This is a genomic window from Kutzneria sp. 744 (assembly GCF_000568255.1).
In the GTDB taxonomy this organism is placed as follows: Bacteria; Actinomycetota; Actinomycetes; order Mycobacteriales; family Pseudonocardiaceae; genus Kutzneria.
In genome coordinates this window covers 3,368,966-3,379,533 of record NZ_KK037166.1, presented here as the reverse complement: position 1 = coordinate 3,379,533, position 10,568 = coordinate 3,368,966, and the positions used below count along the sequence as shown (strand labels likewise).

Here is a 10,568-nt window from a genome sequence, read left to right as displayed (position 1 = left end):
AGATGCGCAAGGGCGACGCCGACCGGCAGCCGCAGCGGGGCGGCTTCGGCTGGTTCGGCGAGCAGATGATCGACGGCATGCTGCCGGTGGCCCGGGCCTTCCGGCCGGACCTGGTGATCACCACCGCCGAGCAGGGGGCCGGCCGGCTGATCGCCGCCGACCTGGGCGTGCCGCTGGTCGAGCAGGGCATCCGGCTGGGGTGGGCCGGTCTGGACGGGCACGTGCTCGCCGCCCGCAAGGACATCGCCGCCTACCTGGAGCCGACCGCGCAGCGGCTGGGCCTGTCGGACGCCCCGATCACCCCGGTGGCGACCATCGACGTCCGGCCGCCGAGCATGGGCGGCACGGCCACCGACACCCAGCACCTCATGCGGTACGTCCCGTACAACGAGTCGCGCGTGGTCCCGGGCTGGGTGACGCTGCCGCCGACCCGGCCCCGCGTCTGCGTCACCCTCGGCAGCGTGCTGCCGGCCCTCGGCGGCGTCGGCGTGCTGCGCGGCGTGCTGGCCGAACTGTCCACAATGGACATCGAGGTGTTGTTGGCCCTGGGCGACATCGACCTCTCGGACCTCGGGGAGCTGCCGGCCAACGTGCGGCCGCTGGGCTGGATGCCGCTCAACGCCCTGATGCCGACCTGCGCCGCGATCGTGCACCACGGCGGATCGGCGACGGTGGCGACGCCGCTGGTCTACGGCGTGCCCCAGGTGGCGCTGCCCAAGTTCGCCGACCAGCCGCTCAACGCCAATGTCATGGCCACCCGCGGCGTCGGCCTCACGGTCAGCGAGCCGGAGGAGGTCGCGCCCGCGCTCACCCGCGTGCTCGACGACCAGGCCTTCGCCAAGGCCGCCGCCGAGGTGCGGGACGAGATCGCCGAGCAGCCCAGCCCCGCTTTCGTGGCTGACAGGCTGGCCGAACTGGTCTAGCCGAGGGCTACGCTGGCGGCCGTGACCGGCTACTACACGCTGCGCGAGACCGAGAAGGCCGTCGGCGAGCGCCTCAACGGCCTGCCGATCGACGTCGAGTCGATGATGGCGCTGTCCAACCTGCACCGGACGGCCCTGGTCGTGCGCAACCACTTCGAGCAGTCCGTGCTGCGCGACGTGGACCTGTCGTGGACGGGTTTCGTGGTGCTGTGGGTGGTGTGGATCTGGGGCGACATCGAGACCCGGCACGTGGCCGAGGAGAGCGGCATCTCCAAGGGCACGCTCACCGGCGTCGCGCGGACCCTGTCCAACCGGGGCCTGCTCGACCGCACCACGCCGGCCGACGACCGCCGGCTCAGCGTGCTGTCGCTGACCGAACGCGGCAAGGCGCTGATGTGCGAGCTGTTCCCGCGCTTCAACGCCGAGGAGGTGTACAGCCTCGAAGGCCTGTCGCCGCGGCGGATCGCCGAGCTGACCCGGGTGCTGCGGCACATGCTCAACCACTTCGAGCAGACCTCTACCGCCCGGCAGGCCGAGGTGCGCCAGCAGGTCCAGGCCAGCCCGCTGCCCGGTCTCGCCGCCGGCGACTAGTCAGCGCCGCGGCGGCCGGATTCCCCGGAACTCCCAGTCGCCGCCCAGCGCCGTGGAACGGACCTCTTCGGACTCGGTGGGCTGCGCGCCCACATCCGCGCGGATCTTCGTCGGTCCGCCGACGATGTGGTTGCGCAGCACGCCGAGGCCGTCCACCTCGACTTCGACGACGTCACCCGGCTGCACGGGGCGGGAGTTGGCCGGCGTCCCCGACAGCAGCACGTCCCCGGGGAACAGGGTGATCGTCCGGGCGATGTCGGCGACGAGGTAGTGCATGTCCCACGTCATCTCGTCGGTGCTGCCCTGCTGCTTGATCTCACCGTTGACACGGGTGATCAGCGTGCGGCCGTGGAAATCCCAGTCGGTCACGAGGCCGGGACCCAAGGGGCACAACGTGTCCGAGCCCTTCACCCGCAGCATCGAGCCGGCGTCGGTGTCGCGGAAGTCGTGCAGGCCGTAGTCGTTGGCGATGGTATAGCCGCGGATGTGGTCGGCGGCCTCGTCCGGCGCGATGTTCCGGCAGGTCCTGCCGATCACGATGGCGACCTCGCCCTCGTAGTTCAGCCACCGGCAGCCCTCGGGCCGGACGACCGCGCCGCCGTGCGCGTTCAGCGCCGAGGTGGGCTTGTGGAAGTAGGTCGGGGCCGGCGGCAGCGTCACCTGGAACTCGTCGACTCGGCTGCGGTGGTTCAGGTGCACCGCGATGATCTTCGACGGCTCGGTGGGCGGCAGGTGTACCGCACCGTCCAGTGTGATTCGGCGGCCGTCCGGGGCGTGCAGCTCGTCGCCGTGTTTTTCGACCTCGACAACGGCTCCGTCGAGCAGAATCCTGCGGTACTCGGTCACGTCCACCCCTGCGTCGGGCGGTCGAACCAGACGTGCACCTGCCCGGTGCCGACCGCGTTCTCGTACTCGCTGAACAGCCGCCCCGGCGCCCGCCAGGCCCGCTCGCCCAGCGCGCCGGCCATCATCAGGTAGTGGCCGAAACCCGCCTCCGGCTTGAACTTCGCGAACTCCGGCATGGTGTCCAGGACGCTGGCGTGGTCACCGCGGCGGAACCAGTCGATGCGCTGGAGATCAGCCCTGGCCGCCTCCGGCGTGCGGATGTGCTCGATGCCGCCGGCCTCGTGCTGGCGCAGCTCGCGCAGCGGCCAGAAGGTGTGGCTGAGCGCCCCCGACGCAATCAACAGCACCTTTCGTTCGGTGTCGGCGATGCCGGCCGCCAACGCCCGGCCCAGCCGCAGGTTGTCCTCCATGTCGGCGGTCTGGCAGACGCCGATCGACACCCAGCGCTTGCCTTCGACCCCCAGATACCGCCAGAGATTGACCGTGGCGTAGTAGATCGGCAGGTACTGGTCGTCGATCGGGGTGATCCATGTGCCCTGCTTCTCGCCGTGCTGGGCCACCGCGCGGGCCAGCTCCGGATCGCCCTCGAAGTCGTACGGGATGCGGCACATCCCGCGCGGCAGCTCCTCGGACGTGAACAGCCCCGCCCGTCGGCTGTGCGCCGTGACGACGAACTCCACGGTGGTCGCCCAGTGCGAGTCCAGCACCACCACCGTGTCGTAGTCCAGCGCCTCGAACACCTCGGCACGGAGCCGCTCCAAGCCGGCGACCAGTGTGAAGTCCCGGCCGCCGTTCAGCTCCCGCCGCTCGTGCTCGGGCAGCATGATCGTCGGAACGTGGGAGAGCAGACCCGCGCCGACAACCTCACCCATGCCGCCACCCCTGTTCCGATGAGACCGTGTTCTTGACGTCGCAGTAGAAATCGAAGCTCCAGTTGCCGCCCTCGCGGCCGATCCCCGACTCGCGGCTGCCGCCGAACGGCGCCCGCAGGTCCCTGACGAAGAAGCAGTTCACCCACACCGTGCCGGCGACGAGCTGGTCGGCCACCCGCCTCGCGCGGTCCCGGTCGCCCGTGACAAGCGTTGCCGCCAGGCCGAAGCGCGTGTCGTTGGCCATCGTGACTGCTTCCTCCTCGCGGCGGAAGGTCTGGACCGTCAACACCGGGCCGAAGACCTCCTCGGAGAGGATTTCGCTGCCCGGCCGGACATCCGTGAGCAGCGTCGGCCGGTAGTAGAGGCCGCCCAGGTCGGTGTTCGGGCCGCCGCCGAGCAGCACCCGCGCGCCCTCGGCCTTGGCCCGCTGGACGAACGTGTCCACCCGCTCCAGCTGGCGCCGGTGGATCAGCGGGCCGATGTCGGTGGCCGGGTCGCGGGGATCGCCCTGCTTGAGGGCGTCCGCCCTGGTCAGGAAGCCGGCCAGGAACTCGGCCGCCACCGACTCCTCGACCAGCAGCCGGACGCCGGCCAGGCACACCTGCCCGGAGTTGTCGTACTGCTCGACGGCCAACTGAACCGCCAGGTCCAGATCGGCGTCGGCGAACACGATCAGGGGCGACTTGCCACCGAGCTCCAGCGAGGCCGGCACCAGATTGGCCGCGGCGGCCTGGGCGATGGCGCGGCCGGTGGGGACCGAGCCGGTGAAGCTGATCCGGCGCAGCTTGGGGTGGTTCACCAGGTGCTGGCCGGTTTCCACGCCGTAGCCGTTGACCACGTTGAAAACGCCGTCCGGCAGCCCCGCCTCGGCCGTGATGTCGGCCAGGATCGAGGCCGTCAGCGGGGACCACTCGGCCGGCTTGAGCACCACCGTGTTGCCCGCGGCCAGCGCCGGCGCGATCTTCCAGCTGGCCAGCATCAGCGGGGCGTTCCACGGCGTGATCAGCGCGCACACGCCGGCCGGGTCCCAGCTGACCCGGTTGGTGTGGCCGCGGGTGTCGAAGTCGGGGTGGCTGACCTCGTCGACCAGCCAGTCGGCGAAGAAGCGGAAGTTGTGCACCACGCGGGGCATCACGCCGCGCACGTGCGAGCGGAGAAGGGCGCCGTTGTCGGAGGTTTCCGTCGCGGCCAGTTCGTCGATGCGCTTCTCCACGCCGTCGGCGATCTTGTGCAAGTACTCCGCACGTTGCTCGCGAGTGGTCCGGCGCCAGTGCTTGTCGAAGGCTTGCTCGGCCGCGTCCACGGCCAGGTCGACCTCGTAGGGGCAGGCCCGTGAGACGTGGGCGAGAACCGTGCCGTCGATGGGGGAGATGTCGTCGAAGCGGACCGCGGAGGTGACCCGCTCGCCCCCGATCCAGTGGTCGACCATCATGTCTCCGTAGTATCGTTTGTATCCAAACGTACGTGGCTCGGTCGGGTCGGTCAAGACGTTGGAGGTCGCCTTGCAGGTGCTTTCACCTCGTGACGGCAAGGTCATCGCGTCCGTGGACGAGGCCGGTCCCGAGGACGTCGACCGGGCCGTTCGCGCCGCGCGGTTGGCCTTCGACGAGGGGCCCTGGCCCCGGCTGCCGGCCCGCGAGCGGGCGTCCTTCCTGTTCCGTCTGGCCGATCTCGTCGAGGCCTCGGCCGAGGAGCTGGCGCGGACCATTTCGTTGGAGATGGGCAAGCCCCTGCGCGACTCGCTGGGGATCGAGGTGCCCGCGGTGGCCAAGACCTTCCGCTGGTACGCCGAGTTGGCCGACAAGGTGTCCGGCGAGGTCACCCAGTCCTCTGCCTCGGCCCTGGCCCTCGTCACCCGCGAGCCCGCCGGCGTCGTCGCCGCCGTTGTGCCGTGGAACTTCCCTTTGACCATGGCGGCCTGGAAGCTCGCCCCGGCCTTGATCACCGGGTGCACCGTCGTTCTGAAGCCCGCCGAGCAGTCGCCGCTGTCCGCCCTGCTGCTGGCCGACCTCGCAAGCAAGGCGGGGTTGCCTGCGGGCGTGCTGACCGTCGTGAACGGTCCCGGCCCCGTCACCGGCCGGGCCCTCGGGCTGCACCCCGGCGTCGATGTCGTCACCTTCACCGGCTCCACCTCCGTCGGCCGCGAATTCCTTCGCTACTCCGCCGATTCCAACCTGAAACGGGTCTGGCTCGAACTCGGCGGCAAGTCCCCCAACATCGTCTTCCCCGACGCCTACGACCTCGACGCCGCCGCCGACACGGCTGCCTGGGGCATCTTCTTCAACTCGGGCGAGATGTGTACCGCCGCGTCCAGGTTGCTCGTGCACCGCGACATCGCCGACGACTTCGTGGCCCGGGTCGTCTCCCGTGCCGCCGCCTACTTCCCTGGCGACCCCCTCGACCCCGCCACCCGCATGGGCCCTCTGGTCAGCGCCGCCCACCGCTCCTCCGTCGTGGCCCGCGTGTCCGAGGCCGTGTCAGGCGGCGCCCGCCTCCTCACCGGCGGCCGCGCCTGCCTCCCCGACACCGGCGGCTGGTACGTGGAGCCCACCGTCCTCGACCGCGTCGACCCCGCCATGCCCATCGCCCGGTCCGAGGTCTTCGGCCCCGTCCTCTCCGTGCTCACCTTCTCCACCACCGCCGAGGCCCTCTCCCTCGCCGGCGACACCCCCTACGGCCTCGCCGCCGCCGTCTGGACCCGCGACCTCGCCACCGCCCACCACGTCTCCCGCTCCCTCAAGGCCGGCACCGTCTGGGTCAACTGCTACGAGGAGGGCGACCTCACCGTCCCCTTCGGCGGCGCCAAACTCTCCGGCCACGGCCGCGACAAATCCGTCCACGCCCTGGACAAGTTCACCGACCTCAAAACCACCTGGCTCGCCTTCCCCTGACCCCGCGAGTCACGCCCTCCGGCACACCGAAACACGGTTTCAGGCACCCCGGAATCCGCGTGCGACGGCCTTTCCCAGGCGAATAGCCTTATCGGCGTGTGCTCCGACCGGGTCTTCTTCAACCCTCCGGCGCGACCCCATCAGCAGGTCGTGGCCGTGCTGGAGCGTGCCCTCCGGGAGCCGACCGACGAGTCCCGGTTCGACGCCAGCGACGCGTTGGTCGGGATCGCCTTGGGCGATGACGACCGGGACTTCGTCGAACACTGGTGCATGCAGATCGGCACCCGGGCTCCATCCGGCAGCCCCCTGCTCGGGCTCGCCACGCTCTGCCTCGGCCACACCGCCCGCCGCTTCGGCCACCTCAGCCCCGAGGCCATCGCTCTGGCCACATCCCTCGCCGCCCGCGCCCGGACCGATCCGACCGGTGTCAGCCCCCAGGCCCTCGACGGCTACGGCGACATCCAGACCTACCTCTTTCGACGGCGCTACCGGCTGCGGTCCTGGCTCAGGCACCGGTTGCCCGTGTCATGGTGGTTCTGACCCACGTCGCATGTCCGTACCGGGTAGTTCCTGATGCCGGTCCAGCCCTCGAACCTGACGGCTGGTGTCCGCGGTGATTGCGCCTGTGCCGGGTAGTTCCTGATGCCGATCCAGTTCTCGGACTTGACGGCCGGCGCCCGCCGCGATTGTGCTTGTGCCGGGTGGCCTTCGAAGCCGGTCCGGCCCTCGAACCTGGCGGCCGGCGCCCGCCGTGATTGCTCGTACCGAGCAGCCCCCGAATCCAGCCTAGACCTCGAACCTGGCAATCCCGGCCGACGTGATCTTGGTCGACCTCGCCCGCCCCGGACTGCCAGGTTGATCTGGTTGGATTGATTCGGGGGCAGTTCAAATCGACCCGGCTCAGGCGAGCACGGTGCCGCCGTTCCACGTCACGCCGACCTGCCGGTAGTAGGCGCCGATGTACTCGTCCACGGTCAGATCGGCCAGCTCTTCGGTCGGCGACTCGAACAGCCGGAGATCGGCCCGGGCGGCCCAGGCCTGGCCGCCCTCGAAGGCGGCCGATCTGGACTCCACCAGCTCCCCGTAGCTGTCCGGTTTGCCGGCCTCGATGGAGGGCTGGAAGCGGTGGTGGGCCATCGGGTGCGCGTTGACGAAACCGTTGTGGGGGCTGGGTTCGGTGAGCTCGATGACGGCCTCGGCGAGGCGTCGGTCGCCGGCGGCGAGGGTGGCGCCGAAGCGGGCGCCGGGCGCGAGGCGGGGAGCGTGGCCGAAGGGGTGGGGCCGGGTCTGGTGGATGGAGCCGAACTTCTTGGGATAGCCCTGGTGCAGCCCGCGCGCGAGGGAGAAGTCCTTGTCCACCCAGATGAACACGCAGCGCGAGTAGGTCCGGCCGGCGAACTGGCAGCGGACGACGACAAAACATTCCTTGTACTGCGAGCGAACCGGGTCGAGCAGCTCGGCGCCGCCGTCAGAGCAGGCCTGCCAGTCGGCCCAGATCAGGGCGACCGCGCCGGGATCGTCGGAGGCCGGCGCGAGGGGCTCGGGCAGCAGCGCGGCGACCTTGCCGGGATCCGTGCGGTACTCGACGGTGATCAGATCGCCCGCGTAGTGCCATGGCGGAGCGGCGGTCACCGACGCCCGTCCGGTCGGTGTGCGCGGGTGCAGAAAGCCCTTCACGTGCCGCCTCCCGATGTTCGTTTGGGTACGTACGATATCGCTCTTGTTGCCGGCCTGTCACGGCGCTATGGTTCGGAATCAAACGACGGAGGGTGTGGAGGATGGCAGCGCAGGCCGACCGCGTCGTGGCCGAACTGACCGCCAAGGGAGTCGACGTGGTCCGCGTCGCCTTCCCCGACCTGATGGGCACCGAGCGCTCCAAGGAGCTGCTCGTCGAGCAGCTGCCCGCCGCCGTCGAACGGGGCGTGGCCTTCTGTCGCGCCGTCTACCACACCAGCCCCCGCGGTGACACCGTTGCGGTGCCCGGCGGCCTGGACGCCGGACTGCCGGACATAGAGATCATCCCCGATCTGGACACGCTCGCGGTGGTGCCGTGGGAACCGGGCGTGGCGACGTGCATCGGCGATCAGCGTGACGGCGGCGAGTCGCCACGGGCGGTGCTCGGCCGGGTCGTCGCCGGCCTCGCCGAGTCCGGGCTGCGCCCGCTGGTCGGCCCCGAGCTGGAGTACTTCCTCTGCGTGCCGGACGGGAATGGCTTCGCGCCGTATTCGCCCGAAACCCGGCAACGTCTACGTCAGCGGCACGCGCGGCGACCCTGACCTGCACCTGATCCGGACGGTCCGCAACCTCGCGACCTCGGGCTCGGTGTGCTCAGCGGCAACCACGAGTACTGCCCGGGCCAGTTCGAGATCAACCTCGCCCACTCCGGCGCGCTGGACGCCGCCGACCGGGCCTTCCGCTTCAAGGCCGCCGTCAAGGATCTGGCCCGGCGCGAGGGCAAGCTCGCGACCTTTATGGCCAAACCGTTCAACAGGCACGGTGCTTCCGGCTTCCACGTGCACGTGTCGTTCGTCGACGCGGCCGGCGAGAACCTCGGCGCCGACGAGTCCGCCGAGTACGGCATGAGCCCGCTGCTGCGCCACGCCCTGGCCGGCGTGCTCCGGCACGCGCCCGCGCTGACGGCGTTGACCAACCCGACCATCAACTCCTACAAGCGTTTCGGCCCCGACACGCTCGCTCCGTGGCTGATCGACTGGGGCCTGGACAACCGCAGCGCGATGGTCCGTGTGCCGCCCGATCGCGGCGCCGGAACCCGGATCGAGGTCCGGCTGCCGGACGCCTCCGCCAACCCGTACCTGGTGCACGCGGGCGTGCTGGCCGCGATGCGGCTCGGCATCGAGGACGGGCTGGAACCCCCTGCGCCGCTTGAGGGGTACGGCTACAACGCCGACCGCACCGCCGTGCTGCCCATGTCCCTGCCCGCCGCACTCGACGCGCTTGATGACGACTCGGCGCTGCAAGCCTTGCTGGGCAAGGACTTCGTGAGCTCGTTCAGCGTGCTCAAGCGGGCCGAGGTCGCCCGGTTCGAGCAGTGGGTGACCGATTGGGAGTTCCGCGAGTATGCCTACCACATCTGAGCAGTTGCGCCCCTGGCTCGACCGCGTGTTGGCCAACCACGAGTCGTGGACCGCCGAGTTCGGCGAGTACGTACGGCACGATTCGTTGGCGCTCAAGGACAGTGACGTGGAGGCCGCGCTCGACGAGCTGGCGTCCCGGCTGCGTGACAACTACCCGTTCTTTCATCCCCGGTACGCCGGCCAGATGCTCAAGCCGCCGCACCCGGTGGCGATCGCCGGCTACGTCGCCGCGATGCTGATCAACCCCAACAACCACGCCCTCGACGGCGGTCCCGCCACCGCCAAGATGGAGCGGGAGGTCGTGCGGCAGCTCGCCGAGATGTTCGGCTACGGCGAGCACCTCGGGCACCTCACCTCCAGCGGCACCATCGCCAACCTCGAAGCCCTGTATGTGGCAAGGGAAATCCATCCGGATCTCGGCATCGCGTACAGTGTGGACAGTCACTACACCCATTCGCGGATGTGCAGGCTGATCGGCGTCACCGGTCACGCCGTCCCGGTCGACAACACCGGCAAGATGGACCTGGACGCCCTGGAATCGTTGCTCCGCAGCGGAAAGGTCGGCACCGTTGTCGTCACTGCCGGCACCACCGGACTCGGTGTCGTCGATCCCGTGCACGAGGTCGTCGCGCTGCGGTCCCGTTACGACTTCCGGATCCACGTCGACGCCGCATATGGCGGGTTCTTCAGCCTGATCGCCGGCACCGAGGGCATCGATCCCGCGCCGTGGCAGGCGATTCGTCAGTGCGAGTCCATTGTGGTCGATCCCCACAAGCACGGCCTGCAGCCCTACGGTTGCGGCGCGGTGTTGTTCGCCGACCCGGCCGTCGGCCGCTTCTACGTGCACGATTCCCCGTACACCTACTTCACTTCCGACGAGCTGCACCTCGGTGAGATCAGCCTGGAGTGCTCCCGTCCCGGCGCCGCCGCAGCAGCCCTGTGGTTGACACTCAAGCTGTTGCCCCTGCGGGCCGACGGCCTCGGTGCCGTGCTCGCCGCCGGTCGCCGTGCCGCCGTCCGGTGGCACGGTCTGATCGACCAGTCCGATCGGCTCGTGCCCTATCAGCGTCCCGAACTCGACATCGTCACCTACTTCCCGGCCGAGCCGACGCTCTCCGCGATCGATGCCGCCTCCGAGCGGATGCTGCGGGAGGGCATGGCCGACCAGGACGATCCGCTCTACCTCAGCACGTTGCGGGCCGGCGCCGACGCCTTCGGCCAGCGGGGCATCGCCGCCGTCGCCGACGCCGACGGCGCCCGCGTGTTGCGCAGTGTGCTGATGAAGCCCGAGTCCGAGGACTATCTGGGTAGGCTGCACGAGAGGGTTGTCGCGCTGGCCGGATAGGAGTC

Annotated in this window: 11 protein-coding genes; 7 read left to right on the top strand and 4 right to left on the bottom strand. The window is 70.1% G+C overall.

The genetic code is table 11. The features are described 5' to 3' along the window. The coding region (locus KUTG_RS15005; RefSeq protein ID WP_052394548.1) for a nucleotide disphospho-sugar-binding domain-containing protein at positions 1-923 on the top strand (923 nt) is incomplete at its 5' end. A 21-nt stretch (positions 924-944) separates the two neighbouring features. Continuing rightward, on the top strand, positions 945-1,514 hold the full coding sequence (locus tag KUTG_RS15000; RefSeq protein WP_043717492.1) for a MarR family winged helix-turn-helix transcriptional regulator: 570 nt from the start codon (positions 945-947) through the stop codon (positions 1,512-1,514). On the opposite strand, the gene KUTG_RS14995 is transcribed toward KUTG_RS15000, so the two are convergent. Genes KUTG_RS14995 through KUTG_RS14985 form a run of 3 tightly spaced genes read right to left on the bottom strand, consistent with a single transcriptional unit; the run spans position 1,515 to position 4,661 of the window. After that, on the bottom strand, positions 1,515-2,360 hold the full coding sequence (locus KUTG_RS14995; RefSeq protein WP_043729424.1) for a fumarylacetoacetate hydrolase family protein: 846 nt from the start codon (positions 2,358-2,360) through the stop codon (positions 1,515-1,517). It lies immediately after the preceding gene. Continuing rightward, positions 2,357-3,232 carry a 3,4-dihydroxyphenylacetate 2,3-dioxygenase gene (locus tag KUTG_RS14990; RefSeq protein WP_043717491.1) on the bottom strand — a complete coding sequence of 292 codons (876 nt, stop codon included), beginning with the start codon at positions 3,230-3,232 and terminating at the stop codon, positions 2,357-2,359. The genes KUTG_RS14995 and KUTG_RS14990 overlap by 4 nt, the downstream gene beginning before the upstream one ends. Continuing rightward, positions 3,225-4,661 carry an aldehyde dehydrogenase gene (locus KUTG_RS14985; protein ID WP_232240807.1) on the bottom strand — a complete coding sequence of 479 codons (1,437 nt, stop codon included), beginning with the start codon at positions 4,659-4,661 and terminating at the stop codon, positions 3,225-3,227. The genes KUTG_RS14990 and KUTG_RS14985 overlap by 8 nt, the downstream gene beginning before the upstream one ends. 79 nt (positions 4,662-4,740) lie before the next feature. Between KUTG_RS14985 and KUTG_RS14980 the strand changes: the two genes are divergently transcribed. After that, entirely contained in the window at positions 4,741-6,123 is a 1,383-nt protein-coding gene (locus KUTG_RS14980) for an aldehyde dehydrogenase family protein (RefSeq protein ID WP_198047172.1), read from the top strand. A gap of 96 nt (positions 6,124-6,219) precedes the next feature. Then, the gene (locus KUTG_RS14975; protein ID WP_063753524.1) at positions 6,220-6,663 is read left to right on the top strand and encodes a hypothetical protein; all 444 of its coding nucleotides are present in this window, start codon (positions 6,220-6,222) and stop codon (positions 6,661-6,663) included. A gap of 360 nt (positions 6,664-7,023) precedes the next feature. On the opposite strand, the gene KUTG_RS14970 is transcribed toward KUTG_RS14975, so the two are convergent. Then, the gene (locus KUTG_RS14970) at positions 7,024-7,800 is read right to left on the bottom strand and encodes an acetoacetate decarboxylase family protein (protein WP_043717486.1); all 777 of its coding nucleotides are present in this window, start codon (positions 7,798-7,800) and stop codon (positions 7,024-7,026) included. 101 nt (positions 7,801-7,901) lie between these two features. Here KUTG_RS14970 and KUTG_RS61270 point away from each other — a divergent pair, with 101 nt between their 5' ends. The 3 genes from KUTG_RS61270 to KUTG_RS14960 are packed head-to-tail and all read left to right on the top strand — an operon-like array spanning position 7,902 to position 10,563. Then, a complete protein-coding gene (locus KUTG_RS61270) occupies positions 7,902-8,399 on the top strand; it encodes a type I glutamate--ammonia ligase (RefSeq protein ID WP_198047171.1) in 498 nt (165 codons plus the stop codon). A 48-nt stretch (positions 8,400-8,447) separates the two neighbouring features. Next, the gene (locus KUTG_RS61265; RefSeq protein ID WP_198047170.1) at positions 8,448-9,218 is read left to right on the top strand and encodes a glutamine synthetase family protein; all 771 of its coding nucleotides are present in this window, start codon (positions 8,448-8,450) and stop codon (positions 9,216-9,218) included. After that, complete coding sequence (locus tag KUTG_RS14960) at positions 9,202-10,563, top strand: pyridoxal phosphate-dependent decarboxylase family protein (protein ID WP_043717484.1); 1,362 nt, start codon at positions 9,202-9,204, stop codon at positions 10,561-10,563. The genes KUTG_RS61265 and KUTG_RS14960 overlap by 17 nt, the downstream gene beginning before the upstream one ends. The last annotated feature ends 5 nt before the right edge of the window (positions 10,564-10,568 follow it).

Excerpts from the sequence above, each read along its gene's own strand:
- KUTG_RS61270 (WP_198047171.1), top strand. The coding sequence starts at position 7,902 with ATGGCAGCGCAGGCCGACCGCGTCGTGGCCGAACTGACCGCCAAGGGA.
- KUTG_RS14985 (WP_232240807.1), bottom strand. The coding sequence starts at position 4,661 with ATGGTCGACCACTGGATCGGGGGCGAGCGGGTCACCTCCGCGGTCCGC.
- KUTG_RS14990 (WP_043717491.1), bottom strand. The coding sequence starts at position 3,232 with ATGGGTGAGGTTGTCGGCGCGGGTCTGCTCTCCCACGTTCCGACGATC.
- KUTG_RS14960 (WP_043717484.1), top strand. The coding sequence starts at position 9,202 with ATGCCTACCACATCTGAGCAGTTGCGCCCCTGGCTCGACCGCGTGTTG.